Source organism: Vespertiliibacter pulmonis (assembly GCF_013377275.1).
Lineage (GTDB): Bacteria > Pseudomonadota > Gammaproteobacteria > Enterobacterales > Pasteurellaceae > Vespertiliibacter > Vespertiliibacter pulmonis.
In genome coordinates, this window is record NZ_CP016615.1 from 1712790 (window position 1) to 1738599 (window position 25810).

Genomic DNA, 25810 nt, shown 5'->3' on the forward strand with positions numbered 1-25810 from the left:
AATAAAGTATTACTAAATGCATTATTTAAGCCAAAATTTTCCTTGTATAATCGTTTTTAATGTTCCTAAACAAAGTAAGAAGATCATCGCATTCGCAAAGAAAAAAACTACAATAGAAAGATATTCTAATTGAGTATGTTGATAAAACGATATCGCACTATTTGCCATTGATGCTAATCCAAATGAAAAAGCCCATAGTCCAATAGAAAAATTATTTTGTGTTATCCAAGGTAAAAGCCTGAACAAAAAAATAAGTTGTAAGAAGCCATATCCCCATAACATTTTAGCAAATGTATCAACGTCCCCACCATTGATAGTAATATAGGCAGCAACGCCCACAAAAGCAGGAGCTAAAATAATACCAAACGATCCTCGCATTGCTGAGTTAATTTTATTTGTACGTAAATATTGTAGCAAAACAGGTTCAAAAATCAGCCACGCTATGACTCCAGCGCCAAAAAATACATAAGCAAGATCTGTATAACCTAATAAAGCGAGTGAACTTGCACTTGTAAAATTTGCTGCTACGGAAGGAAGATAAAATGGTGGTAACGTTGAGTCTTCCGTGAAAACATCACCTTTCCATAACCCACCAATACGAATACCTGCAAAGATAAGTTGTGAAATGGCGCCTAACCAAATTAGTGGTTCTGCGAATATTACCTGCCAATGATACAAAATATCGCCAACAACCATTGTAGTAATCGGAATCAAAGCAATAAAAGAGAAACGAACAGGACAGTTCCATTCATCCTTTACTTGCTCTGTATAACGGATAATTTTATACACATACAAACCGCTAAAGAGCAGCCAACTCATCACAGAAATAATTCCTATAACATTACCAATATTTTCTGCAAATGGAAGGAGATGGCTGGCGTGAAACCAAGCAATTGCTGTGGCTCCTAAGCCAAGAGAAATTGAAAAATAGCCTGTTGGCATTAAAAAAGGGGAAGTGTTAGAGGGCATGCCATATTTTCCTTAATTTTAAAGTTTAATTATATTGATCGATAATATTAGCCTGAACTTCAGCTCCATTCTCATTAATCGCTTGCCAAATTGGATACACAGCTTGATTATCTTGGCTTGCTATGCCTAATTTGACCGCTTGATCAACAATTATTCGTGCAATATCAAAATGGCTTGAAAGTGGGTACTTCGCTAATTGTTCTCGTAAAATTTCACCAAGATCGATTGGTTTACCTTGCTCTCTAAATGGAATCAGATGTGATTGCATAATTGCTACAATCTGCTCTTGTACAGAGATAAGCGATTCATATTCTAATTCTGCGGGCAATTCTCCAACAGCCTCAGCACTGTTTAATTCACTCTCACCTTCTCGCAAATCTAATAACCCTTCGGCTTTGGCAATATAGAGTTGCCAAGGATTATCAAAATAATCTTGAATAGATTGACGTAAACGTTGCCCAAACACTCGGTTTTTATCCATATCAATGGCGGTACGGATAAATTTATGGACGTGACGATCGTAGCCAATCCAAAGATCAATAGCTTGTTGTCCCCAGCTAATAATGCGATCTAATTTATTCTGTAAATTGACAATAAGATCATCAACAAACCCTAGATCATTTCGACCAATTAGACAACTTTGAATTCGTAATAATTGCGATTGTAATTTATCTCCAGCAGAATTTAATGTGTCTTGCAATTCACGTAAATTACCCGAGGTTTCATCTAATAATTGCTGACAACTTGCAATTGCTTCGTGCCAGTTTTGGCTTAAAAGCCCTGCTATACGCTCACGTATATGTTGCTGATTTTCGTCCATCATTCGTTGTGATAGATCAATGCTGTCAAAAATTTCAGCCACTGAATATTTAAGGGGAGCAAATACTTGATTTCGCCAAAAACGTTCATCACCGTCTTCTTCTGCTGAAGTAGATGCACGCTGAATTTCATCTGCAACAATAGATAATTGGATTGAAAGGCGTAATGAAGAAAATTCTCTTTGGCGGATATAATAATCAGCAATTCCAACCCCTAATGGTGTTAAACGATAAATCGCCAATCCTTCAGTAAATTCACTGCTAAAACGATTAAGAAAACGTTGTTTTACAAGATCGTTAATTGCATTATTTGCACGCTGTGTCAAAGTGACATTAGATTGTTCAAACACAGTAGAAACGTGGCGGAAAAGATCTTGTAAATCGCTTTCAAGTAATTCTCCATCTGTTCTTTCATTATTGTAAAGAGCTATGGCTAATAAATAAGCAAGGCGTTCAGTAGAAAGTGAAAGTGAAAATTCACGATCTTTTGTCCATAAGACTAATTCGGGAAGTGTTTGTGCCAATTCTTCGTACATAAGCGGAATATTACCGTGAAAGAGAGATAAATAGGGTGTATTGTACCTTAAGCAGCATAAAATAGAAAAGACAAGCGGTAAGATTAACTTACTTTTTTGCAAATTAAGTGGTGGATCATTTTCCGTGCAATATCTATACCACTAACTTTTTCAATCATTTCCAAGCCCGGGCTTGCATTCACTTCTAATACCATTAAGCCTTGTTTAGAGCGAATAAGATCCACCCCTGCAACGTCTAGCCCTAGTGTTTTGGCCGCTTTAACAGCTAATTGTTTTTCTTCTTGTGATAATTCAATTGATTTTGCAGTTCCGCCTTGATGAATATTAGCCCGAAACTCACCGCTTGTCCCCTGCCTAACCATTGATGCCACAACTTCATTACCAATAACAAAAGCACGAATATCTTCACCTTGTGCTTCTTTAATAAATTGTTGCGTCAAAATAGGAATATTCGCTGATTTTAAGGTATCTAATAAACTAACCGCACTTTGTTGGCTTTCTGATAACATTACACCAATGCCCTGTGAACCTGATAATGTTTTTATGATGAACGGGCAGGAAAAATTGCGAATGCTTTCTTTCGTCTCACATAATTCACCTGCTAAGATAGTATTTGGTACAGAAATACCTTCTGCGACTAGCTTTTGTAGGCTTTGCCACTTATTTCGAGCTAATCTAACACTTGAAGTACTATTTAATACTGGAATACCCTGTAATTCAAAATGGGATAAAACATTACAACCTATTTCTGTGGTCGTTGTGCCAAATCTAGGAATAATACCTTGATACTCAATAAAATCAGGTATCTTAGGATAGCTATATTGGAATTTTCCTTGTGTGAGTTTCAACATAAAATAGCTAGGATCAAGAATATCCACTGAATATCCAAATGCCTCTGCGCTAGATTTTAGTCGTTGGCAACTATATAAACGGGGTTCTCGACAAAGTATCAGTAATTTCATTACGATTTGATTATAATTTTTCTAAATATATACGACCGCCAAGATTTTGGATCTGTTGCATAATCCAGCGTTGGCGTTTAAGCATTGTAGTGGTTGGACGATCTACTCGATAAATAAAAGGATTTGGTAATGATGCCGCCAATAAAGCAGATTCTTGTAACGTGAGCTGTTTCGCTGATTTACCAAAATAGTGTTTTGCAGCCGCTTGAACACCAAAAATACCTCGCCCAAATTCTGCAATATTGAGATAAACTTCCAAAACTCGCTGTTTACTCCAAAGTGCTTCTACTAAAAGTGTTAGAGGGACTTCTAATCCTTTTCTAACCCAGCTTGTACCGTGCCAAAGATATAAATTTTTCACAGTTTGTTGCGATATAGTCGAAGCGCCTCGAGGTTTTTTACGGCTATTAGCGTTACGTTTTAACGCTAATAAAATCGCATCAACATCAATGCCAAAATGATTTTCAAAATTTTGATCTTCCCCTGCAATAACAGCCATTTGCATTTGCCAGGCAATATCATCAATACTGACCCAATCATAATGAATACGATAATCTGAATGGAACAGATTTTCCACTTTCTTTTGTACCATATACGCTGAAAATGGTACGGGAACGGCTGAAAAAACGAGTGTTAAACAAAGATAAAAATTAGCAATCGCAAACCCAATTCGGCTGGTCATAAACCAAAACCAACCTTTCATTGAACGGATTTCACTTGGGATAAAAAAACGGCTCAAAATCCCTTTTTTACTTTTACGAGATTTCCTACGCTTTGCCATTGAGTTTTTTACTCACCCATTCTCGAATATCAGGATTAACCACTTTCAGCATATTTGAACCACGAGTAATAGTCGCCGCACTGGTTCGAAGCTGTTGCTGAATCTCTCGTTGTGGTAAATCAGTATTTAATAAAGCATTGATAATTTGCACACGTAACCCAAATGAATTACGTTCATCTGTTGTAAATAACATTTCTAAAAGGTTTTCCAACTTATCTTCTTCTACTGCCAGCTTAACTAAGAATATAAATTGTTGCCATTCTGATATATCACGGGGGGTATAAATATTTTTCATTATTTTATACTCGTTGAAAGCGGTTAGTTGACAAAAAATTGTTCGAATCTAACCGCTTGAGTTTTGTTATTTTTTATTAGTTTTCGTACGTTGATCGTCTAATTCAACACCTTTAGGCACGTTAAATTTGAAGAGGTCATTTGCTATACTTGCTGTTGAAATATTGCGTAATACATAAAGATTGCTTTGCCCATCACGCTCAATTGTACTAAAGCCTTTCATCAATCCATTGCTATCAATTCGAACATCAAATTGTTTGATCCCACTTTTTTTCGATTTTGGTTTTAATGTAAAACTGTCGATATTCTGTTGTACATCATAACGATCCCAGTGATCTTTATTATTACTTGTAAGTAATACAAAAGGCGTGTTATTTACAGCATCACTAACCCAATTTGCAGTAACTTGAGCTACAAAAGGATCATAAAACCAGAGCGTTTTACCATCGGATATAATTGTATTTTCTTGAGGGATTTTCGTATCCATTCTAAACAGATTAGGACGTTTTACCTGAAATGTTCCTTTGCCTTTTTGAATTTCTTTTCCTTTGCTAGAACGTACTGTTTGATCAAAATCAGCACTATATTGATTAACTAACTCTAATCGTTTCTGTAATTCCGCTACGGCTTGTACATCAGCCATTGCGGTTTGAACTAATGATAATAGCCCTAATCCAAACAATGATTTTTTAAGCAATTGTTGCATTTTTATTCCTCTATTTATTATTTAATGGGAATTTGAACTTAAAATAAGCTAAAAGTTCGTTTTTAATTATCCAATTAGAAACGAATACCTGTGCCAAGCCCAACACCTACGCCCACACCATTTGATCCTCCACTAGCATTTACGCCCATAGAACAACCTGTGATCAATAAAATAGAACAGATTAGTAAGATTTTTGTCATTTTTATTTCCTTTATTTGAAAACTATTGTACCGTTAGTACAGCTAACTAGCTAAGTGTAATATTACATTTAACATAATAGACTAGTTTAATAAGACATTACCTATTTTAAAAGGAAAATTAGATGAAAATTTTACAAAAGTGTATTTTTCTAGTGATGCCGTTTGCTTTATCTATTGCATACGCTAACCCTCTTTCTATTTCTGAACCAGAAATCAATCAATATTTAGCCACTCGACTTAATGAAAAAATCCCTTTAAAAAATAGCATTGGCATTCCACACATTTTTCAATTAGATTATCAACTGCGTGACATTGCAACGAAAATTGGACAAACGGAAGAAAAACGTGTTGAAGTAATGGGTACTATCAATGGGAAATTGAAAGTAAAAGGTAAGCAATATGATGTCAATTTAAGTTTAGATTTGGATACTATTCCCTATTACGATAATGAAAAAGGCGCTGTGTTTTTGAAAGATATTCGTTTAGCTCATTGGGCTATTTCACCTGAAAAATATCAATTAGAATTACAGCCTTTTATTTCTCCCCTAGCGGAAAGTTTCGCTTACCTGCTAAATAGTAATCCCGTTTATACCCTTGATGAAAGTAAAACAAAAGAAGCGTTGATTAAGAAATTTGGTAAACAAATTATTGTTGAAAAAGGTGCCATTCGCTTAGAAACAACCATCTTTTAAATTTTGATTCATAAAAAAATCGGCATACAATACGCTATGCCGATTTAATATTTATGAGTAAATAAATTTAGCTTTTGACCTTATTTATCTACAATATGGCGTTCAATATGCCCAGTATAAATTTGACGTGGACGAACGATTTTTAAATTCTCTTCATACATTTCTTTCCAGTTTGCAATCCAGCCTACCGTTCTTGCTAAAGCGAAAATTACCGTAAACATTGAAGTTGGGATACCAATAGCTTGTAAAATGATGCCTGAATAGAAATCAACGTTTGGATAAAGTTTACGTTCAACAAAATATGGGTCATTTAATGCAATACGTTCTAGTTCCATTGCAACTTCAAGAAGTGGTGTATTTACACCTAACTCTTTTAATACCTCGTGACAAGTTTCACGCATTACTTTTGCTCGTGGATCGTAATTTTTATAGACACGATGTCCAAAGCCCATTAGTCTAAATGGATCATTTTTATCTTTCGCACGAGCAATAAATTCAGGAATACGATCAACTGAACCAATTTCTTGTAACATTTTAATACAAGCTTCATTTGCTCCACCGTGAGCTGGTCCCCAAAGAGAAGCAATACCTGCTGCAATACAAGCAAATGGATTTGGTCCAGAAGATGCTACACCACGCACGGCTGATGTTGATGCATTTTGTTCATGATCTGCGTGTAAGGTGAAAATTCTATCCATTGCTCGTTCAATAACTGGATTTACCTCATAAGGTTCACACGGTGTTGCAAACATCATATAAAGAAAATTACCTGAATAAGATAAATTATATTGTGGGTACATAAATGGACGACCAATACTATATTTGTAACACATTGCTGCCAAAGTTGGCATTTTTGCTAGTAGGCGGATAGCGGTTTGATATTGAGATTCTTTGCAGTTTAAATCAACCGTATCGTTATAAAAAGCTGCTAATGCACTACTTGCCGCACACATTACGGCCATTGGGTGAGAGTCTCGGCGGAAACCTTGAAATAAACGGGTAAATTGTTCGTTTACCATATAATGAGAGCAGATCTCTTTTTTAAAGCTTTCTAACTGTTCTGATGTAGGTAACTCACCATTTAATAATAAATAGGACACTTCAAGGTAAGTTTTGTGCATTGCTAATTCATCAATAGGGTATCCACGATGAAGTAGAATGCCTTCATTACCATCAATATAAGTAATGCCAGATTCACAGACTGCCGTTGAAGTTAAGCCTTGATCGTAGGTAAATAATTTTTCTTTTTGTAAGGCTTCTACCCCAATGGCATCATAGCCTAAATTGCTCTGATAAACGGGTAAAGAAAATTTACGGCCATCGCTTAATTGAAGCTCTGCGGTTAAAGTTGGATGTAGTTTTGGCATAATGTTCCCCTTTCTTTTAATATATTCGGTTATTTACTATTTAAAATAGTAAGCGGTCAGATTAATACTTAAATATTGCAAATATTTTTATGTTCTTACCGCTTGAGATTAATCTTAATTACAGCTTGTTTGGAAAATCAGGCTATCTGCTTTTTTCATATAGCTATTAATTTCATTAAAGTTCATATAACGATATGTATCATCTTTATCGTTATCTAAACTATTCACATAATTTAGGTATTCATCTAAAGTTGGAATACGACCTAATAAGGCACAAACTGCAGATAATTCAGCTGAAGCCAGGTAAACAAAAGCATCTTTCCCCATACGATTTGGGAAGTTCCGAGTTGATGTTGAGACAACTGTTGCTCCATCAGCTACACGAGCTTGGTTACCCATACAAAGCGAACAGCCTGGAATTTCAATACGTGCACCACTTTTACCGTAAATACTGTAATAACCTTCTTCAGTGAGTAGTTCAGCATCCATTCTTGTTGGTGGAACAATCCACAAACGAGTTGGAAGCATTCCTTGATTTTGGTTAAGTAATTTACCTGCAGCACGGAAATGTCCAATATTTGTCATACAAGAACCGATAAATACTTCATCAACTTTATTGCCTTGAACTTCAGATAATTTACGGGCATCATCAGGATCATTAGGTGCACACAGAATTGGTTCTTTAATTTCATTGAGATCAATATCAATAACTGCCGCATATTCTGCATCAGCATCAGCTTCAAGTAATTGTGGGTTCTCAATCCATTCTTCCATTGCACGAATACGGCGCTCAATCGTTCTTATATCGCCGTAGCCTTCAGCAATCATCCATTTCAATAACACAATATTTGATTTGAGATATTCAATGATTGGGGCTTTATCAAGTTTAATTGTACACGCTGCAGCAGAGCGTTCTGCTGAAGCATCAGAAAGTTCAAAGGCTTGCTCTACTTTAAGATGTTCTAAACCTTCAATTTCTAAAATACGCCCTGAGAAAATATTTTTCTTGCCTGCTTTTTCAACGGTTAATAATCCTTGTTGAATAGCATAATAAGGAATAGCGTGAACTAAATCACGTAAGGTAATACCTGGTTGTAGGTCACCTTTAAAACGTACCAATACAGATTCAGGCATATCTAACGGCATTACACCTGTTGCAGCAGCAAAAGCAACTAATCCTGAACCTGCCGGGAATGAAATGCCAATAGGGAAACGAGTATGAGAATCACCACCTGTACCTACGGTATCAGGGAGTAACATGCGATTTAACCACGAATGAATAACGCCATCACCAGGTCTTAACGACACCCCCCCACGATTCATAATAAAATCAGGTAATGTATGGTGCGTTACCACATCAACAGGTTTTGGATAAGCGGCAGTATGGCAGAAAGATTGCATAACTAAATCGGCAGAAAAACCCAAACAGGCTAAATCTTTCAGCTCATCTCGAGTCATTGGCCCTGTGGTATCTTGAGATCCAACAGAGGTCATTCTTGGCTCACAATATTGACCTGCTCGAATACCTTCTACGCCACAAGCTCTCCCTACCATTTTTTGTGCAAGGGTGAATCCTTTACTATTTTCCCCTGCAGTTTGTGGCTTCACAAAAACATCACTTTCTGGTAATCCGAGTTCTACTCTAGCTTTATGTGTCAAACCACGTCCAATAATAAGAGGAATACGCCCCCCTGCCCGAACTTCATCTAATAACACTTCTGTTTTTAAACTAAATTCTGCGATGATTTCATCAGAATTATGTTTGCAGATTTTTCCTGCATATGGATAGAGATCAATGATATCTCCCATATGTAATTGGCTCACATCAACTTCAATAGGTAACGAACCGGCATCTTCCATTGTATTGAAGAAAATAGGTGCAATTTTTCCACCTAAAACTACACCACCTGCACGTTTATTTGGGATATAAGGAATATCATCACCCATTAGCCATAGCACAGAGTTTGTTGCTGATTTACGAGAAGAACCTGTTCCGACTACATCACCAACATAAACAAGAGGAAAACCTTTCTCTTTGAGAGTTTCAATCTGTTTCATTGGACCAACCACACCGGCTTGATCTGGTTCAATACCTTCACGTTCATTTTTCAACATAGCCAAGGCGTGTAGAGGAATATCTGGACGAGACCACGCATCTTGAGCAGGTGATAAATCATCAGTATTAGTTTCACCTGTAACTTTAAACACAGTTAAAGTAATTTTCTCTGCTAATTTAGGACGAGATAAGAACCAATCAGCATTTGCCCACGAAGTTAAAATTTGTTGTGCAAACGTGTTGCCTGCTTTGGCTTTTTCTGCCACATCGTGAAAGCTATCAAACATTAATAATGTAGTCGAAAGTGCATCAACCGCAAGAGGAGCTAAATCAGGATTATCTAAGGCTTGAATAAGTGGTTCAATATTATATCCGCCTTGCATTGTCCCCAGCAATTTGATGGCGTGTTGGGCTGATACAAGCGGTGAGTTCACTTCACCTTTTACCAGCGCAGCAAGAAATGAAGCTTTAACATAGGCAGATTCATCAACACCAGCAGGAATACGTGTTTCAAAAAGATTGAGTAAAAAATTAGGATCGTTATCAAGAGGTTGTTTAAGTAATTCAATAAGCTGGGCAGTTTGCTCAGCATTAAGTGGTAATGGTGCAACACCTTGTGTTGCGCGTTCTTCAACGTGTTTTTGGTAATCAATTAAAAAAGACATACAAATGATCTCCACTTAAAAAATCGGCATCAATAAAATACTGGTTTAATGATAGCCAAAGGAATAAAAATAACAAGTCATTAACAAATTATTTTTACAATTTGATAACAACTTCACAAAATCTAAAAAGAAAAATAAAAAAGCGACTTTACCAGTAAAGATAAAATCGCTTTTCTTGTCATATAAAACTTGATTTACATATTATTAACAATATCTTGAGCAAATTCTGATGTTGTACGTAACATTGCCTCTGGTAGGGTTTCTGCAAAATCAAAGGTAACCGTTTTATTTGCAATTGTTTTAGCCACTGCTTTCACCACTAAATCGGCAGCTTCTAACCAACCCAAATGGCGTAGCATCATCTCACCACTTAAAATAATTGATCCTGGGTTTGCTTTATTTTGTCCTGCAATTTTAGGTGCTGTGCCGTGAGTCGCTTCAAAAATTGCAGCCTCAAAGCCAATATTTGCCCCCGGTGAAATACCAATACCACCAACTTGAGCAGCTAACGCATCAGAAATATAATCGCCATTGAGATTCAATGTTGCGATAACATCATAATCAGTTGGGTGTAATAAAATTTCCTGCAAGAAGGCATCGGCAATACTATCTTTAATAATAATTTCTTTGCCTGTTTTAGGATTTTTAAGTGTATGCCAAGGGCCATTATCAATTGGCTCTGCTCCAAATTCTTTAGCAACTTCATATCCCCACTCTTTAAATGCACCTTCCGTAAATTTCATAATGTTACCTTTATGAACAAGGGTTAAAGAATCACGATCATTGTCAATCACATATTGTAATGCAGCTCTAACTAAACGTTGTGTACCCTGCTTAGAGACAGGTTTAATTCCAATACCGCAATCTTCCGTAAAACGGATTTTTTTCACGCCCATTTCATTGGTAAGAAAATGAATAACTTTATTGGCTTCTTCAGAACCTGCAACCCACTCTACCCCTGCATAAATATCTTCTGAATTTTCACGGAAAATTACCATATCAACTAATTCAGGGTGTTTAACAGGGCTTGGTGTTCCTTCATAATAACGGATTGGACGTAAACAGTTATATAAATCTAACCCTTGACGCATAGCAACATTTAATGAACGAATACCACCACCAACTGGGGTCATTAACGGGCCTTTAATTGCAACATGATAAGTTTTAATTAAATCTAACGTTTCTTCAGGCAACCAAGTATTTTCACCATATACTTGATTGGCTTTTTCGCCTGCATAGATTTCTAACCATTCAATTTTACGTTTACCACCATAAGCTTTTTCCACTGCGGCATCAATAACGGTACGCATTGCTGGAGTTACATCAATACCGATACCATCGCCTTCAATAAAAGGAATAATAGGGTGATCGGGTACATTTAACGAACCATCTGAATTTAATGTAATAGCTTGACCTGTAACTGGTTGTTTAACTTTCTGTTGCATAAGATTACCCTCAAGTTTAGTAAATAATGAGAAAAATAGGCAAATCATTAAGTTGATCTGCTATTGATAGCGCTTCATATCATAATACTTTTTCATTTATTTTACAAAATTTTTACAAATAAGCGCACATTTTACTCACAAGTTAAATTTATGTAATAAAAAAGGCTAATATTATTAGCCCTTCTTATTTAGATAAGTAAAATTTTAGATAATCTTACCGCTTGTTAATGCGCTTCGTCCCAGTTATTCCCGATACCTACTTCAACAATAAGCGGAACAAGCAAGGAAATACTTTTTTCCATTTCTAATTTAATTAGTGTCGTATAATACTCAATACGATCTGCTCTAACTTCAAAGACTAATTCATCATGAACTTGCATAATCATCTGAATATCATCACAATGCCGGATAGCTTTCTCAATATTGATCATAGCAACTTTAATAATATCCGCAGCGGTGCCTTGCATTGGTGCATTGATTGCAACACGTTCTGCCGCTTTACGACGAATTTGGTTGTTAGACTGAATATCTGGTAGATACAAACGACGACCAAACAATGTTTCAACATAACCTTTTTCTGCTGCTTTTTCTCGAATATCCATCATAAATTGTTGAACCGCAGGGAAACGCTGGAAATACCGTTCCATATAACGTTTTGCATCAGCTCGACTAATTCCAAGTTGATTAGATAAGCCAAAATCGCTCATTCCATAAATCAAACCAAAATTAATCGCTTTTGCACTACGGCGCTGTTCGCTAGTAACGGCATCAAGGGGAATATCAAAAATTTCAGCCGCCGTTGAGCGGTGAATATCTTGTCCTTCTGCAAAAGCGTTGATCATATTCGTATCTTTTGCTAAATGCGCCATTATGCGTAATTCGATTTGTGAATAGTCTGCCGCAACAATTTTATAGCCCTCTCGAGCGATAAAGGCTTGGCGAATACGCCTGCCTTGTTCATTTCGGATAGGAATATTTTGTAAATTAGGATCACTAGAGGAAAGACGTCCTGTAGCAGTAACCGCTTGATGATAAGAAGTATGAACCCGCCCTGTATGTGGGTTAATCATTTGTGGTAGTTTATCGGTATAGGTAGATTTTAATTTACTTAGTCCACGATGTTCGATCAATAAACGAGGAACTTGATGCCCCATTTGAGCAAGTTCTTCTAGCACTTCTTCATTGGTTGACGGTGCACCTTTTGGCGTTTTTTTCAAAACAGGTAAGCCCAATTTTTCAAATAAAATGGTTTGTAATTGTTTCGTTGATGCTAAATTAAAAACCTCACCTGCCACGTTATGCACTTCCTGCTCTAATTCTGCCAAACGTTGAGCTATTTCAGCCGATTGTGCTAGCAACAAAGTAGGATCAATAAGTACTCCATTACGTTCAACTTGGGATAACACTTCAACTAATGGCATTTCAATTTGCTCAAATAATTTCAGCAAATCAGGCTCTTTGCTCAATTCAGCAAATAGAACTTGGTGAAGTTTCATCGTGATATCCGCATCTTCTGCTGCATATTCTGTTGCTTGAGTCAACTCAATTTGATCAAAAGTTTTTTGATTTTTCCCTTTGCCTGCAAGCTCTTCAAAAGGAATGGTTTGATGTCCTAAATAGCGTTCCGCTAAAGCGTCCATATTATGTCTGCCCGTACTGTTCAGCGTATAGGATTCTAACATTGTATCAAATGCCACACCTTGCATCTCAATGCCATTACGAGCAAAAATAGTAAGGTCGTATTTAATATTTTGCCCCACTTTTCTAATGGTCGGATTTTCTAAAATTGGCTTAAGTTGAGCTAAACAGTCCGCTTTATTTAATTGATTTGGCAATAAACCAACAGTGTCGCTCGCCTGTGTTTCTTCAAATAAATCTACTTGTGCATCTAAAATTTCACCGATATGGGCTAAGGGAATATAACAGGCCTCACCATTTTCTAAGGAAAAGGAGATTCCAACGAGTTCAGCAGCCATTGGATCTAAAGCGTTAGTTTCCGTATCAACAGCAATCAGCGTCGCTTGCTGTAATTTTTTGACCCACTGCTCTAACAACGTGGGATTATCAATACATTGATAAGCGGTGCGATCAATCGTAATTTTTGCAAATGTAGGCTCAGAAATAACCGCTTGTGTTGCTTGATAATTATTTGGCATTTTCTCAGGAGTGATTTGCGTAACAGGATTAGTATTATCCATTACTTCATTTAACCAGCGTTTAAATTCATAACGACCAAAAAGCTCTACGAGTTGATCTCGTTGTTGTGGCTGTGTTAAAAGCTGTTCGTGAGTTAGCTCAAGGGGAACATCTGTTTTAATCGTAGCAAGTTGGTAAGAGAGTTCTGCAACCTCTTTCTCTGCTTCTAGTTTTGGGGCAAAATTTTTCGCACCACGAAAAGAGAGTTCTGCAATTTTATCTAAATTGGCATAGATTTCTTTCATTGAACCAATACCCTGTAATAAAGCCAATGCCGTTTTCTCGCCCACACCTTTTACTCCGGGAATATTATCGGAGGAATCGCCTAATAATGCTAAGAAATCAATAATCAGTTCAGGTGGAATACCATATTTTTCAATGACCCCGTCTCGATCAAGCAACGTATTATTCATTGTGTTAATCAACATAATATGTTCATTAACCAACTGTGCCATATCTTTATCACCCGTACTAATTAGCACACTTTTACCCGCTTTTGATGCTTGAATAGCCAAAGTACCAATCACATCATCGGCTTCTACTCCCTCAACCGACAATAGCGGAATACCTAAAGCTTTAATCATCTGGTGAAGAGGCTGAATTTGAGATCGTAGTTCATCAGGCATTGGTGGACGATGAGATTTATATTGCTCAAAAAGTTCGTCTCGGAATGTTTTACCTTTCGCATCAAATACAACAGCAATATGGCTAGGCTCAACTTGTGAGATAAGGCTTTTTAGCATATTTAAGACACCATACATCGCTCCTGTTGGTTCGCCTTGCTTATTCGTCAAAGGAGGAAAAGCGTGGAAAGCTCGGTAAAGATAAGATGAGCCGTCCACAAGGACAAGTGGATTTACTGGAATTGTTGCCATTTAGAAATCTCGAATAGTAAAATTTAGGTTTATTATACCTAAATTTGATAAGACAAGCGGTCATTTTACGAAAATGATTTCCTCATTTATTTTGCATATAATAAATAGATAAAATGAAAAAGGGGCATTACGCCCCTTAGTCTTATTCATAATCGTGAAATTAAAGTTTTGGTCCTGCTGCAACAAGTGCCTTACCTTCTTCATTTGTTGTATATTTTTCAAAATTTTTCACAAATCGATTAGCCAGATCTTCTGCTTTGGCTTGCCACTGTGCTTTATCTGAATAAGTATCACGAGGATCTAAAATCGCAAAATCAACATTTGGTAAAGCAGTTGGAATAGCTAAATTAAAAATAGGTAAGTTTTCCATTTCTGCGTTTTCGATTGAGCCATCTAAAATCGCATCAATAATGCCCCGAGTATCTTTAATTGAGATACGCTTACCTGTTCCATTCCAACCTGTATTAACTAAATATGCTTCTGCACCTGCCGCTTCCATACGTTTCACTAACACTTGTGCATATTGTGTTGGGTGAAGTGATAAGAATGCTGCACCAAAACAGGCAGAAAATGTAGGTGTTGGTTCAGTAATACCTCGTTCTGTGCCAGCTAATTTAGCGGTAAAGCCAGATAAGAAATAATATTTTGTTTGTTCAGGCGTTAATTTAGATACTGGTGGTAATACACCAAAGGCATCAGCGGTAAGGAAAATTACTTTTTTAGCATGCCCTGCTTTTGATACAGGCTCAACAATATTATTGATATGATAAATTGGGTAAGATACACGGGTATTTTCAGTTTTTGAACCATCAGCAAAATCTACTGAACCATCTTCACGAACCACAACATTTTCTAAAAGCGCATTACGTTTAATTGCACCATAAATATCAGGCTCATTTTCAGCAGAAAGATTGATAGTTTTGGCATAACAACCACCTTCATAGTTAAATACCCCATCATCGTCCCAACCGTGTTCATCATCACCAATTAATTTACGTTTTGGATCTGTTGAAAGTGTGGTTTTTCCTGTGCCAGATAAACCAAAGAATACCGCAACATCGCCTTCTTCACCAACGTTGGCAGAACAATGCATTGAAGCAATCCCTTTAAGTGGTAACCAATAGTTCATTAAGGAGAATAAACCTTTTTTCATTTCACCACCGTACCATGTTCCACCAATAAGTTGAATACCTTCAGTAAGGTTAAAGGCAACAAAGTTTTCTGAATTTAAATCTTGTTCTTTCCAGTTTGGATTGGTAACTTTAGATCCATTCATCACCACAAAATCAGGAGTAAAATTAGCAAGCTCTGCCTCACTCGGGCGAATAAACATATTTTTAACAAAATGTGCTTGCCAAGCTACTTCAGTAATAATCCGTACAGCAACACGACTATCTGGATTTGCTCCGCAAAAGGCATCAACTACAAACAAACGTTTATCAGAGAGTTGATCTGTAACAAGTTTTTTTAAATTCTGCCACGTTTCCTGCGTCATCGGTTTATTGTCATTTTTAACCGACTCGTTTGTCCACCATACAGTGTCTTTCGTTTTATCATCTAACACAATAAACTTATCTTTAGGTGAACGTCCTGTAAAAATACCCGTATCTACAGCAACTGCTCCTGTTGTGGTTAAGTAACCTTTTTCAAACCCTGTTAATTCAGGTTTCATTTCTTCTTCAAAAAGTTGTTCATAACTCGGGTTATAAATTACCTCTTTAACATTTTTAATGCCTAATGCCGTAAGTTCTTTTACAATTCGATTTAACATCACTACACCTCATAAAATATGATTTAACAAAATTAGATATAGTGTAAAATAACCCTAAAATAAAAAATGTTAGCTACTTCAAACTTTTTAGAAATAGTTGAAATATTTACAAAATTTCTCGCTAATTTGTTAGAATAGGTGCATTAACTGTCCCTAAATTAGCTACGAGTTTATTATGCGATTACTTATTCTTTTTTTATCCATTACATTATTTTATCTGCAATTTAGTTTTTGGTTTGGAAAAAATAGTTGGAATGACTATCAAACGGTACAAACCAATGTGGCACAATTAAAAGAACAAAATGAACAACTTAATGCTCGCAATAATTTACTGAGTGCAGAAATTCAAGATTTAAAAACGGGTATTAACGCTTTAGAAGAACGAGCCCGCTTAGAACGTGAAATGGTAAAAAATGATGAAATATTTTACCGTATTGTACCTCGTCAGTAATAAATAAAAGGAAAATCAATGAACCGCCGTATTGTTGCAATTATCCCAGCATCAGGGGTTGGCAGTAGAATGGGAGCGAATTGCCCGAAACAGTATTTGCGAATCAATAATAAAACAATTTTAGAGCATACCCTTACCCCCTTTTTAACGCATTCAACTATTGAAAAAATTGTAGTGGTTGTGTCTGAAACTGATCCCTATTATCAGCAACTTCCTATCATAGACCACCCCAAAATTAAATGGGTCTTCGGAGGTGAAACTCGAGCAAATTCTGTGTTAAATGGTCTAAAAACATTAAAGTATGGTGATTGGGCTTTAGTACACGATGCTGCTCGTCCTTGTTTAAAGCGGTCAGATCTAGATAAACTTTTGCAAATTGAAAATGAACAAGGGGCAATTTTGGCAACTCCTGTTGTGGATACGATTAAACGTAGTTTTAATCATCACACGATTGCTCATACCGAAGATCGTTCAACGCTATGGCAAGCACAAACACCACAATTTTTTCCAGCACAAATATTAGCTAACGCATTAGAATCTGCCCTGGCGAAAAATATAGCCATTACTGATGAAGCTTCTGCAATGGAATTTGCTGGTTATCACCCACAACTTATTTCTGGAAGAAGTGATAATTTAAAAATTACTCGTCCCGAAGATTTGGCACTTGCTGAATTTTATTTACTTAAAGCAATTCAAGATGAAGGAAAATAGATGATACGAATTGGACACGGATTTGATGTACACGCATTTAGCGAACAAGGACCACTTATTATTGGTGGACTTACTATTCCCTATGAAAAAGGTTTTCTGGCTCATTCAGATGGTGATGTTGCCTTACATGCATTGACTGATGCTTTGCTCGGTGCAGCAGCTATTGGTGATATTGGAAAACTATTCCCTGATACAGATATGGCATATAAAGGGGCAAATAGCCGTCATCTACTCATTGAAGCTTATCGCCAAGTGCAAGCCAAAGGCTATAAAGTAGGGAATGTAGATATTACCATTATTGCTCAAGCACCTAAAATGCGACCTTATATTGACCAAATGCGTCAAGTAATTGCTGATGACTTAAAGTGTGAGGTTGAGCAAGTGAATGTTAAAGCAACAACAACTGAAAAACTAGGATTTACAGGGCGTGGGGAAGGTATTGCTTGTGAAGCTGTCGCCTTATTAGTAAAAATCTAGGCAATAAGATCGGGGTGATTACGGTTCATCATCACCTCGATATAACTACAACTTGGTTTTATTTTTAGCTGATTTTCTATCGCAAATAGAATCAACGCTTGATACAATTCTTTGGCAATACCCTTTCCTTTAAACTCATCGCTGACCCGTGTTGAATAAACGTCAATGATATTCTCTGATATATACCGATATAGCAATTTGCCTGCACTAAAGCTATTATCGGTTAGAAAAATAAATTGATAATTATGATGAGAAATAGACATTATAAAAAGGAAATTAAGAATTAGATAAGAAAGGAATTGGTTGCGGGGGCTGGATTTGAACCAACGACCTTCGGGTTATGAGCCCGACGAGCTACCAAGCTGCTCCACCCCGCGTCCGACGTGGCTATAATACGGTTTTTATTAAGTTATTCAAGCATTTATTTATAAAATAATATCAATTGCCGTAAACAACAACAAAATTTGTATGATAAATAGAAATATTGCTTTTTTTATATCAAAATGGCTATATTGAACCTGCCTTTTTTGTTATATTTTCTCTTTTATTCATAGGAACATAAAATGACTTGGAAAGCCTATAAAAAACTTGCTATTGTAACAGGACTAGCTCTCTTTTTAGCAAGTTGCTCAACTACACAAAAAAAACACACTACTAAAAAAATTTATACTTCAGACACTACAAAATTCGGAGCTATTTTACAAGGAAGACAATTTATTCCTGAATATAGTCCTTATGTCGCTACTGCTTCAGTCAATGCTAACGGAAATATTGTTAATCCACGAGATTTTTTACAACAACTAAATAATATTTATCAATATTCAGATAATATTTCTGCAACCTATGGCAATACTTATCGTAAAATCACCGCTTGGGTAAAAGCGGGCGGTAATATTAAGGATTTATCACGTTACGGCTTACATTCACGTCAAATGCGTGGTGAAGACGGTTTTCAAAATGTACTAATGACAGGTTACTATATTCCTGTTATTCAAGCTCGATTAACACCACAAGGCGAATTTCGCCATCCTATTTATGCTATTCCACACGGAAATAAAAAATATAGCCGTGAACAAATCTACAATGGTGCATTGTATGGTAAAGGATTAGAACTTGCTTATACTAATTCTTTACTCGAAAACTTTTTAATGGAAGTACAAGGCAGTGGTATGGTAGATATTGGTGGAGGTAATCTACGCCATTTTGCCTATGGCGATAAAAATGGATATAGCTATACCAGTATTGGACGTTTATTAGTTGAAGCTGGTGAAATTCCCAAGGAAAAGATGTCCATTCAAGCAATTCGTGAATGGGCAGCAAGAAATCCACACCGTTTACAAGCACTACTAGAACGTAATCGCTCATTTGTTTATTTCCGCCACGATCCAACCTTAGATGTAAAAGGTTCTGCTCGTGTGCCATTAGTCGCTTTAGCCTCTGTGGCATCAGATCGCCGTATTGTGCCAACAGGTAGCGTACTTTTAGTTGAAATGCCTCTCATTGATACAAATGGAAATTGGACAGGCAAACACGAAATGCGGTTAATGGTTGCTCTTGATGTCGGTGGTGCAGTAAAAGGCCAGCATTTTGATTTATATCAAGGCATTGGCGATAAAGCAGGCCATCAAGCAGGTCATATGAAACATTATGGACGTGTTTGGTTACTTAACTAAAAACACATCTTTATCTATAAAAAACCGCTTGTAGTTATAACAAGCGGTTTTTTCTTTATTATTTTTGTAAAAAATGATTATAAATCATCAATCACTAAATAGATTTTAGATACGGGACCGTGTACTCCTACTACTTTGATCAATTCAATATCTGCGGTTGCGCTTGGGCCAGAAATAATATTAATACAAGAAGGCATTCTCTCGCCTTGTACCGCTTTCTGATGTAATATTTTAGCCAACTGTGCTACCCTTGGTAATACCGTACTTTTTCTCAAAACAACAATTGAAGTTTCAGGTAATAAACTCACAGAACGACCAAAATCTTTATCCGAAAAAAGCACAACACCACCAGACTCGGCTAAACCATATTCGGCATAGGCTACGCCAATATTAGCTTGTTCTGCGTGCAAAATATTTTCAGATGATTGAGAATTCCATATATAACTCTCATATTTTGCCTGTAAAGTAGCAGTAATACCTAATGTATTTAACCGATGATCATTATTGATGATAATTTGTTTCCCACCGTATTTTTCACAAATATCTAATACAGCTTGCGGAATATCATTCTCTTTTGCAACGACTACATCAGCCATCATAATGCGAGCAAAGCTAATAAATTCATCACAAAGTTGAGATTGAGATAAATCAGTTAAACGGGTTGCTGGATAATCATTTACCCATTCAGGTGTTGGTGCAGGCACAGTCTCTCGAGGTCTCCCCATACGTTGTGCCAATTTATTGAGAAAATTTTCACGATTTTGCATATCCATCTATTACCCCCTATTTTTAAACCATTCACGGAAACTTTCGCCATCTCCTGTAGGTAAATCACGTGCTTTTGTCCATTCAGCTAATGCACCAACTTCAAATGGTGCTTTACCATTTTTAATAAATTTATTAGCAATTTTTGCTCCGAGATTTACCCCCACTTTCCACACATTTGGGTGCGAATTAGCAAACGTAAAGCCAAAGATAGATAATCGTTCAAGGGCTGGTGTCATTCCTTTTTCAACAATTTTTTCACGGTGTTTTAGAATAAGCTGAGCCAATGGAATTTTTACAGGGCAAACAGAATTACAAGCGGTACAAAGAGAACAAGCATACGGTAGCTCTTTAAACTCTTCATAACCACCTAATAGAGGTGAAATAACAGAACCGATTGGGCCTGGATAAATTGAGCCATAGCCGTGTCCACCAATTTGGCGATAAGCAGGACAAGTATTTAAGCACGCACCACAACGAATACAACGTAACACTTCTTGAAACTCACTTTCTAAGATGGCTGAACGTCCGTTATCAACAATTACTAAATGGAAATCTTCTGGGCCATCAGTTTCTCCTTCAACTCGAGGACCTGTTAGCCAAGTATTATAAGCGGTTAATTTTGCACCAACAGCACTTCGAGCTAGCATTGTGATTAACACATCAACTTCTTCAAAAGTAGGAGCAATACGCTCCATTCCCATTACCGCAATATGCGTTTTAGGTAATGTCGTTGCTAAACGTAAATTCCCTTCATTAGTAACTAAACAGATCGATCCTGTTTCTGCAACAGCAAAATTACAACCACTAATGCCAATATCGGCTTCCAAGAAATCTTGACGGATTTTTTCACGAACAAACAGTGTCATTGCCTCAGGGTTTTCAGGACCATCATAACCTAGTGTATCGTGTAATTCTTGGCGAATTTTATAACGATCTTTATGGATCGCTGGTACAACAATATGTGAAGGTTTATCACCCACGATTTGTAACAGATATTCACCTAAATCTGTTTCAACAACGGTCATTCCTTCTTTTTCTAATACTTCATTTAGACCAATTTCTTCTGTTACCATTGATTTTGATTTAACAATTTTTTTCGCTTTTTTCTCAAGTGCGACTTGGCGAATATAATTAGTGGCCTCTTCAGCAGTTTCAGCAAAATAAACTTTACCCCCATTTTGCTGTACTTTCTCACTTAATTGATAAAGATAGGCATCAAGATTAGCAATAACATGATTACGGATTTGCTTGGAAAGATCTCTCCATTCTTCCCAATTCCCTAACTCGTCCACCATTTTTTGACGATTTGCACCAATTGTTTCTTGAGCTTTAACCACTGCTTTACGCATCATTTCATTGTGAATTTGGTTATCAACTCGTTTTTTGAACCCTAAGTTACTTGTTTTTAAAGACATTATTTAGCCTCCTGCATTAATACTTCGGCAATATGCATTACCTTAATATTTTTACCTTCACGGCTTAAACGTCCGCTAATATTCATTAAACAACTAACATCAGCCCCAATTAAATATTCAGGTTCCACTTCATCAATATTTCTTACTTTTTCAATAACCATTTCACCCGAAATTTCTGCCATTTTGACTGAGAAAGTTCCGCCAAAACCACAACAAGTTTGTTGATTATGAATTGGCATTAATTCCAAACCTTTGACATTTTCAAGCAACTTCAACGGTTCATTAACAATACCTAGTTTACGGGAAAGGCTACAAGAAGGGTGGTAAATTGCTTTACCTTTTAAGGTTGCTCCTACCTGAGTAATACCTAATACATTGACAATAAAATCAGTTAGGTCATAAAAACGGTCTGCAACTTTTTTAGCACGCTCCGCCCAGTCTTTTTCACCAAAGCGTTCAAAATATTCAGGGTAATTCTTAATTGCATAAACACAAGATCCTGCAGGTGCAACAATGGGGTAATCGTTATCTTCAAAGGTTTGAACTAAGTTTTTCATACCTGAAAGAGCTTGTTTCGCATAACCACCATTGATCGCTGGTTGCCCACAACAGCCCTGTTTTTCAAGAAAAGTAATTTTACAACCTAACTTCTCTAATAGAAGAACGGTATTCTTTGCTACCCCAGCTTTTACTACATCAGCAATGCAAGTAACGTATAAATTAACGTTCATAATAGCTCCAACATAAAAAAACAAAATTATAAATATAAAAATAAGAAACAAGCGGTAAATTCTTAAAAATTCAACCGCTTGTTAATTTTAACAAAGATTTAATAAATAGATAACTATTTATATTGTATAGAAAATTGGAATAATCACAATAGCAACGAAAGCTGCAATTATGCCGTAAACAGCCATAGGTATAACTGTTTTCTTAATAATAGTTCCCTCTTGATTATCAATATTCAAGACTGAGCACACCGCCACAATATTATTAATACAAACCATATTCCCCATTGCACCACCAACAGATTGCAATGCAAGGACTAAGCTTGCCGATAAACCAGTTAATTCTGCTGTTGATAATTGTACACTACCAAAGGTTAAATTAGATACGGTATTTGAGCCCGAGAAAAATGCACCCACTGCACCTAAATAAGAGGCAAATAGTGTCCAATATTGACCGGTCGCTTCAGCGAAGCTCTTACCAATGATTTTTACCATTGAGCTATCGCCACCTACTAACATAAGTTTTACCATAATCAACGCACCAACTAAGGCAAAGAACGGATTACGTGTTTGCTTGAAACTGCTCGTAAAAACATCTTTACTCTTACTCATTGAAACAGCAAATAATGGTAGAACGATAAGAACAGTAATAACGAATGGAATAAATGCAGGCACATAAAGCAATTTATAACTTGCACTAAATGATGTACCAAAAATGTTTTTCAAACTGAAAATTAACCCCTGGCTAATATCAAACAAGCCTAGTGAGCCTAATTGTGCACTTATCCAAGAAGTTGTATTGTTCATAATTGCTTTAAATGGTAATTGATGAACACGGGTAACAATTAAGATTAAAATTAACAATCCCGTTGGTAATAAAGCTTTAACAACTTCTGAACCACTAACTTTAGCATCAGCCCATTCGTTATCAACTTTAGCTAAACCAATTCCTTTATTAGCAATAAAAACTGAAATACATAAACCGATTGCTCCACCAACTAACGATGGGAATTCGTAATTTACTTGTGCCAATAGGAAATATGGGATAACACATGCAAATACACTGATATAGATAAACAATATATTTTTACGAATTTCAGACCAGGTAGTAATCAAACGTAGTGCCATTACAGGAATAACCAAAGCTGCAAATGAATGGATTAATGCTGTCATTGAACCCACTTCAAGAATTTGGCTCTCCTCTAAGTGTAAAGGACCAAAACCAAACCACGTTGGAGTTCCTACTGCCCCAAAAGAAACAGGAACAGAGTTCATTACTAATGCAACCATTGCAACTTTTAACGGATTAAAACCTAAGCCCACTAAAATTGGAGCTGCAATCGCCGCAGGTGTACCAAAACCACTTGCACCTTCAATCATAAAGGCAAATGCCCAGCCAATAATCATTAACTGTGCAACAGGATTTGGATTGATCGTGCCTAACCATTTACGTAACGTATCGGTTACACCAGAAACCTCAGAAAAACGGTTAAATAAGATCGCACCAAAAATAACTGTAATTGGCGTTAATACATCAACTAATGCAGCAACAATATTTGCACTTACTGTTGCAACATCAGTACTAAAATATACAAGTTGAATGGCAAGTACTAACACTGCAATCCACGGTAATGCCACATAGGACGGTAACGCATTACGTTTTACCATTAAATAAATGAGTAAAACAATTGGAAAAATACTTAAAAAAAGAGCCATTGGGCACCTCATTGATATGAAAAAAATTCTCTACTACTTATTTAAAATGTAGCTCTACTATTTTATTAAAAAAATGTAAATTTAGCAGTAAAATGTTTCTTCTATGTGAAACTAATTGTCAATTTTCTTATCAACCGCTTAAAATAAGCACAAAATTTACATTTTAATCCGTTCCAAAACTTGAAAGTAGCAACTGTATTGATTTTTATTATCAATTTCTGACCAACTTTCCTTTACTAATTTCCACTCGGTTAGATCAAATTCAAAAAAAGTATCGCCTTCAATATCAGCTTGAATTTCAGTCAGATAGAGCTTATCTGCTAATGGTATTACTTGTTTGAAGAGCGCTCCTCCTCCAATTACCATTATTTCTTCGCTATTTGTAAATTGTTTTGCTAAATTCACCGCTTGTTCAAAATTTTCAGCCCAATAAGCTCCATCAATAGAAAGTTCTGAACGAGATAAAATAATATTCGGGCGTTTAGGCAAAAGTCGCCCAATAGACTCATAGGTTTTTCTCCCCATTATTATCGGTTTATTTAATGTATTTTCACGGAACCACGCTAAGTCAGCGGGTAAATTCCACGGCATTGCATTATTTTTCCCAATCACTTTATTTAAGGTTCTTGCAACAATTAGACTAATCATTCAACTCTCTTCTTCAAATAAAATAGATTTTATCAGATAATAGCGGTTAAATTATGGCATTTTTTGCAATAATAACCACCCTAGTTAATTTTTTCTAAAACGATAAGTTCTAATGGATATTACATTTACTGTACTTGTATTACTTTTTAGCGTTGCCTTGATTGCTGGGCTAATTGATGCTATTGCAGGTGGTGGTGGTTTAATTACCATTCCTGCTCTATTGGCTGTTGGATTGCCTCCTGCTGTTGCATTAGGGACAAATAAACTCCAAGCCTGTGGCGGATCATTTTCAGCTTCTCTCTACTTTATTCGGCAACAAGCGGTTAATTTTAAACAAATTTGGCTACTGATTTTAATGACATTTATTGGCGCATCATTTGGAGCTATTTTAGTTCAAATGATGGATATCAACGCATTGAAAAAATGGCTTCCATTACTCATTTTACTGATTGGCGGTTATTTTCTGTTTAGTCCTAATTTAGATCAGCAAACAAGAAAACAACGAGTCAGCTATCTTGTTTTTTCTTTAACGGTTTCACTTAGTATTGGTTTTTATGATGGAATGTTTGGGCCTGCGACTGGCTCATTTTTCACGTTAAGCTTTATCTTATTACTTGGCTTTAATTTAACTAGTGCCGTTGCTCACGCAAAAATTCTGAATTTCACCTCTAATATCGCTTCATTGATTTTCTTTCTCATTGGAGGCACAGTTGTATGGAAAATAGGGCTGATAATGATGGCTGGGCAATTCATCGGAGGGAACATTGGTGCAAGGCTAGTTATTAATAAAGGAAAAAAAATTATTCGCCCCCTCATTGTAACAATGTCCTTTATAATGGTAAGTAAAATGTTATGGGATCAAGGCTACTTTAGTTTAATTTTTGGATAAT

At 36.3% G+C, this 25810-nt stretch carries 24 protein-coding genes and 1 tRNA gene; 6 read left to right on the plus strand and 19 right to left on the minus strand.

All coding sequences use genetic code 11. The annotated features are described in order from the left end of the window. Positions 1 to 21: 21 nt before the first annotated feature. The 7 genes from tehA to A6B43_RS08880 all read right to left on the minus strand — a co-directional run bounded on the left by tehA (position 22) and on the right by A6B43_RS08880 (position 5266). Positions 22 to 969 carry a dicarboxylate transporter/tellurite-resistance protein TehA gene (gene tehA, locus A6B43_RS08245; RefSeq protein ID WP_124210493.1) on the minus strand — a complete coding sequence of 316 codons (948 nt, stop codon included), beginning with the start codon at positions 967 to 969 and terminating at the stop codon, positions 22 to 24. A 25-nt stretch (positions 970 to 994) separates the two neighbouring features. Beyond that, positions 995 to 2323, minus strand: a complete 1329-nt coding sequence (mukF, locus tag A6B43_RS08250; RefSeq protein WP_124210494.1) for a chromosome partition protein MukF — start codon at positions 2321 to 2323, stop codon at positions 995 to 997. An 83-nt stretch (positions 2324 to 2406) separates the two neighbouring features. Further along, positions 2407 to 3285, minus strand: coding sequence for an ATP-grasp domain-containing protein (locus A6B43_RS08255; protein WP_124210495.1), 879 nt, complete (start codon positions 3283 to 3285; stop codon positions 2407 to 2409). Positions 3286 to 3295: 10 nt separating this feature from the next. Beyond that, positions 3296 to 4066, minus strand: a complete 771-nt coding sequence (gene mtgA / locus A6B43_RS08260) for a monofunctional biosynthetic peptidoglycan transglycosylase (protein ID WP_124210496.1) — start codon at positions 4064 to 4066, stop codon at positions 3296 to 3298. Continuing rightward, positions 4053 to 4361: a trp operon repressor gene (gene trpR / locus A6B43_RS08265; protein ID WP_124210497.1), complete on the minus strand. Its 309-nt coding sequence runs from the start codon at positions 4359 to 4361 to the stop codon at positions 4053 to 4055. The genes mtgA and trpR overlap by 14 nt, the downstream gene beginning before the upstream one ends. Before the next feature lie 66 nt (positions 4362 to 4427). Next, positions 4428 to 5066, minus strand: coding sequence for an outer membrane lipoprotein periplasmic chaperone LolA (gene lolA, locus A6B43_RS08270; protein WP_124210498.1), 639 nt, complete (start codon positions 5064 to 5066; stop codon positions 4428 to 4430). A gap of 74 nt (positions 5067 to 5140) precedes the next feature. Further along, positions 5141 to 5266 carry a hypothetical protein gene (locus A6B43_RS08880; RefSeq protein WP_257792852.1) on the minus strand — a complete coding sequence of 42 codons (126 nt, stop codon included), beginning with the start codon at positions 5264 to 5266 and terminating at the stop codon, positions 5141 to 5143. A gap of 122 nt (positions 5267 to 5388) precedes the next feature. Between A6B43_RS08880 and A6B43_RS08275 the strand changes: the two genes are divergently transcribed. After that, entirely contained in the window at positions 5389 to 5958 is a 570-nt protein-coding gene (locus A6B43_RS08275; protein ID WP_124210499.1) for a YceB family lipoprotein, read from the plus strand. An 80-nt stretch (positions 5959 to 6038) separates the two neighbouring features. Here the strand turns inward: A6B43_RS08275 and A6B43_RS08280 are convergent, their stop codons facing one another. The 5 genes from A6B43_RS08280 to pckA all read right to left on the minus strand — a co-directional run bounded on the left by A6B43_RS08280 (position 6039) and on the right by pckA (position 16333). Continuing rightward, positions 6039 to 7325, minus strand: coding sequence for a citrate synthase (locus A6B43_RS08280; RefSeq protein WP_124210500.1), 1287 nt, complete (start codon positions 7323 to 7325; stop codon positions 6039 to 6041). A gap of 114 nt (positions 7326 to 7439) precedes the next feature. Beyond that, positions 7440 to 10046 carry a bifunctional aconitate hydratase 2/2-methylisocitrate dehydratase gene (acnB, locus tag A6B43_RS08285; RefSeq protein ID WP_124210501.1) on the minus strand — a complete coding sequence of 869 codons (2607 nt, stop codon included), beginning with the start codon at positions 10044 to 10046 and terminating at the stop codon, positions 7440 to 7442. A 194-nt stretch (positions 10047 to 10240) separates the two neighbouring features. After that, complete coding sequence (icd, locus tag A6B43_RS08290) at positions 10241 to 11491, minus strand: NADP-dependent isocitrate dehydrogenase (protein WP_124210502.1); 1251 nt, start codon at positions 11489 to 11491, stop codon at positions 10241 to 10243. A gap of 224 nt (positions 11492 to 11715) precedes the next feature. Then, positions 11716 to 14562, minus strand: coding sequence for a DNA polymerase I (gene polA / locus A6B43_RS08295; RefSeq protein ID WP_124210503.1), 2847 nt, complete (start codon positions 14560 to 14562; stop codon positions 11716 to 11718). 160 nt (positions 14563 to 14722) lie between these two features. Beyond that, the gene (pckA, locus tag A6B43_RS08300) at positions 14723 to 16333 is read right to left on the minus strand and encodes a phosphoenolpyruvate carboxykinase (ATP) (RefSeq protein WP_124210504.1); all 1611 of its coding nucleotides are present in this window, start codon (positions 16331 to 16333) and stop codon (positions 14723 to 14725) included. A gap of 175 nt (positions 16334 to 16508) precedes the next feature. Here pckA and ftsB point away from each other — a divergent pair, with 175 nt between their 5' ends. Genes ftsB through ispF form a run of 3 tightly spaced genes read left to right on the plus strand, consistent with a single transcriptional unit; the run spans position 16509 to position 17972 of the window. Beyond that, entirely contained in the window at positions 16509 to 16784 is a 276-nt protein-coding gene (ftsB, locus tag A6B43_RS08305) for a cell division protein FtsB (protein ID WP_124210505.1), read from the plus strand. Between the two features lie 18 nt (positions 16785 to 16802). Further along, entirely contained in the window at positions 16803 to 17495 is a 693-nt protein-coding gene (gene ispD, locus A6B43_RS08310; protein WP_124210506.1) for a 2-C-methyl-D-erythritol 4-phosphate cytidylyltransferase, read from the plus strand. Further along, positions 17496 to 17972: a 2-C-methyl-D-erythritol 2,4-cyclodiphosphate synthase gene (gene ispF, locus A6B43_RS08315; protein WP_124210507.1), complete on the plus strand. Its 477-nt coding sequence runs from the start codon at positions 17496 to 17498 to the stop codon at positions 17970 to 17972. Here the strand turns inward: ispF and A6B43_RS08320 are convergent. Both A6B43_RS08320 and A6B43_RS08325 read right to left on the minus strand, forming a co-directional pair. After that, positions 17969 to 18235: a GNAT family N-acetyltransferase gene (locus A6B43_RS08320; RefSeq protein WP_124210508.1), complete on the minus strand. Its 267-nt coding sequence runs from the start codon at positions 18233 to 18235 to the stop codon at positions 17969 to 17971. The genes ispF and A6B43_RS08320 overlap by 4 nt on opposite strands. Positions 18236 to 18272: 37 nt before the next feature. Then, positions 18273 to 18349: transfer RNA gene (locus A6B43_RS08325), tRNA-Met, on the minus strand. Positions 18350 to 18535: 186 nt separating this feature from the next. Here A6B43_RS08325 and mltA point away from each other — a divergent pair. Continuing rightward, the gene (mltA, locus tag A6B43_RS08330; RefSeq protein ID WP_124210509.1) at positions 18536 to 19645 is read left to right on the plus strand and encodes a murein transglycosylase A; all 1110 of its coding nucleotides are present in this window, start codon (positions 18536 to 18538) and stop codon (positions 19643 to 19645) included. Positions 19646 to 19722: 77 nt separating this feature from the next. Here mltA and A6B43_RS08335 read toward each other — a convergent pair whose 3' ends face one another. The 5 genes from A6B43_RS08335 to folA all read right to left on the minus strand — a co-directional run bounded on the left by A6B43_RS08335 (position 19723) and on the right by folA (position 24920). Next, entirely contained in the window at positions 19723 to 20418 is a 696-nt protein-coding gene (locus tag A6B43_RS08335) for a LutC/YkgG family protein (protein ID WP_124210510.1), read from the minus strand. Between the two features lie 3 nt (positions 20419 to 20421). Beyond that, positions 20422 to 21831 (minus strand): LutB/LldF family L-lactate oxidation iron-sulfur protein, encoded by a 1410-nt coding sequence (locus A6B43_RS08340; protein WP_124210511.1) that lies wholly within the window; start codon positions 21829 to 21831, stop codon positions 20422 to 20424. Beyond that, the gene (locus tag A6B43_RS08345; RefSeq protein WP_124210512.1) at positions 21828 to 22559 is read right to left on the minus strand and encodes a (Fe-S)-binding protein; all 732 of its coding nucleotides are present in this window, start codon (positions 22557 to 22559) and stop codon (positions 21828 to 21830) included. Before A6B43_RS08345 ends, A6B43_RS08340 begins: the two co-directional genes overlap by 4 nt. 117 nt (positions 22560 to 22676) lie before the next feature. After that, complete coding sequence (locus A6B43_RS08350; protein WP_124210513.1) at positions 22677 to 24272, minus strand: lactate permease LctP family transporter; 1596 nt, start codon at positions 24270 to 24272, stop codon at positions 22677 to 22679. A gap of 156 nt (positions 24273 to 24428) precedes the next feature. Next, positions 24429 to 24920, minus strand: a complete 492-nt coding sequence (gene folA, locus A6B43_RS08355; RefSeq protein ID WP_124210514.1) for a type 3 dihydrofolate reductase — start codon at positions 24918 to 24920, stop codon at positions 24429 to 24431. A gap of 112 nt (positions 24921 to 25032) precedes the next feature. Between folA and A6B43_RS08360 the strand changes: the two genes are divergently transcribed. After that, positions 25033 to 25809, plus strand: a complete 777-nt coding sequence (locus A6B43_RS08360; protein ID WP_124210515.1) for a TSUP family transporter — start codon at positions 25033 to 25035, stop codon at positions 25807 to 25809. The last annotated feature ends 1 nt before the right edge of the window (position 25810 follow it).

What these genes read in the sequence shown, in the direction of transcription:
- ftsB (WP_124210505.1), top strand. Translation starts at nt 16,509, where the DNA reads ATGCGATTACTTATTCTTTTTTTATCCATTACATTATTTTATCTGCAA.
- pckA (WP_124210504.1), bottom strand. Translation starts at nt 16,333, where the DNA reads ATGTTAAATCGAATTGTAAAAGAACTTACGGCATTAGGCATTAAAAAT.
- A6B43_RS08360 (WP_124210515.1), top strand. Translation starts at nt 25,033, where the DNA reads ATGGATATTACATTTACTGTACTTGTATTACTTTTTAGCGTTGCCTTG.
- ispD (WP_124210506.1), top strand. Translation starts at nt 16,803, where the DNA reads ATGAACCGCCGTATTGTTGCAATTATCCCAGCATCAGGGGTTGGCAGT.
- folA (WP_124210514.1), bottom strand. Translation starts at nt 24,920, where the DNA reads ATGATTAGTCTAATTGTTGCAAGAACCTTAAATAAAGTGATTGGGAAA.
- A6B43_RS08335 (WP_124210510.1), bottom strand. Translation starts at nt 20,418, where the DNA reads ATGGATATGCAAAATCGTGAAAATTTTCTCAATAAATTGGCACAACGT.
- A6B43_RS08350 (WP_124210513.1), bottom strand. Translation starts at nt 24,272, where the DNA reads ATGGCTCTTTTTTTAAGTATTTTTCCAATTGTTTTACTCATTTATTTA.
- trpR (WP_124210497.1), bottom strand. Translation starts at nt 4,361, where the DNA reads ATGAAAAATATTTATACCCCCCGTGATATATCAGAATGGCAACAATTT.
- polA (WP_124210503.1), bottom strand. Translation starts at nt 14,562, where the DNA reads ATGGCAACAATTCCAGTAAATCCACTTGTCCTTGTGGACGGCTCATCT.
- A6B43_RS08275 (WP_124210499.1), top strand. Translation starts at nt 5,389, where the DNA reads ATGAAAATTTTACAAAAGTGTATTTTTCTAGTGATGCCGTTTGCTTTA.
- A6B43_RS08345 (WP_124210512.1), bottom strand. Translation starts at nt 22,559, where the DNA reads ATGAACGTTAATTTATACGTTACTTGCATTGCTGATGTAGTAAAAGCT.
- ispF (WP_124210507.1), top strand. Translation starts at nt 17,496, where the DNA reads ATGATACGAATTGGACACGGATTTGATGTACACGCATTTAGCGAACAA.
- acnB (WP_124210501.1), bottom strand. Translation starts at nt 10,046, where the DNA reads ATGTCTTTTTTAATTGATTACCAAAAACACGTTGAAGAACGCGCAACA.
- mukF (WP_124210494.1), bottom strand. Translation starts at nt 2,323, where the DNA reads ATGTACGAAGAATTGGCACAAACACTTCCCGAATTAGTCTTATGGACA.
- icd (WP_124210502.1), bottom strand. Translation starts at nt 11,491, where the DNA reads ATGCAACAGAAAGTTAAACAACCAGTTACAGGTCAAGCTATTACATTA.
- mltA (WP_124210509.1), top strand. Translation starts at nt 18,536, where the DNA reads ATGACTTGGAAAGCCTATAAAAAACTTGCTATTGTAACAGGACTAGCT.
- tehA (WP_124210493.1), bottom strand. Translation starts at nt 969, where the DNA reads ATGCCCTCTAACACTTCCCCTTTTTTAATGCCAACAGGCTATTTTTCA.
- A6B43_RS08280 (WP_124210500.1), bottom strand. Translation starts at nt 7,325, where the DNA reads ATGCCAAAACTACATCCAACTTTAACCGCAGAGCTTCAATTAAGCGAT.
- A6B43_RS08880 (WP_257792852.1), bottom strand. Translation starts at nt 5,266, where the DNA reads ATGACAAAAATCTTACTAATCTGTTCTATTTTATTGATCACAGGTTGT.
- A6B43_RS08320 (WP_124210508.1), bottom strand. Translation starts at nt 18,235, where the DNA reads ATGTCTATTTCTCATCATAATTATCAATTTATTTTTCTAACCGATAAT.
- A6B43_RS08255 (WP_124210495.1), bottom strand. Translation starts at nt 3,285, where the DNA reads ATGAAATTACTGATACTTTGTCGAGAACCCCGTTTATATAGTTGCCAA.
- mtgA (WP_124210496.1), bottom strand. Translation starts at nt 4,066, where the DNA reads ATGGCAAAGCGTAGGAAATCTCGTAAAAGTAAAAAAGGGATTTTGAGC.
- lolA (WP_124210498.1), bottom strand. Translation starts at nt 5,066, where the DNA reads ATGCAACAATTGCTTAAAAAATCATTGTTTGGATTAGGGCTATTATCA.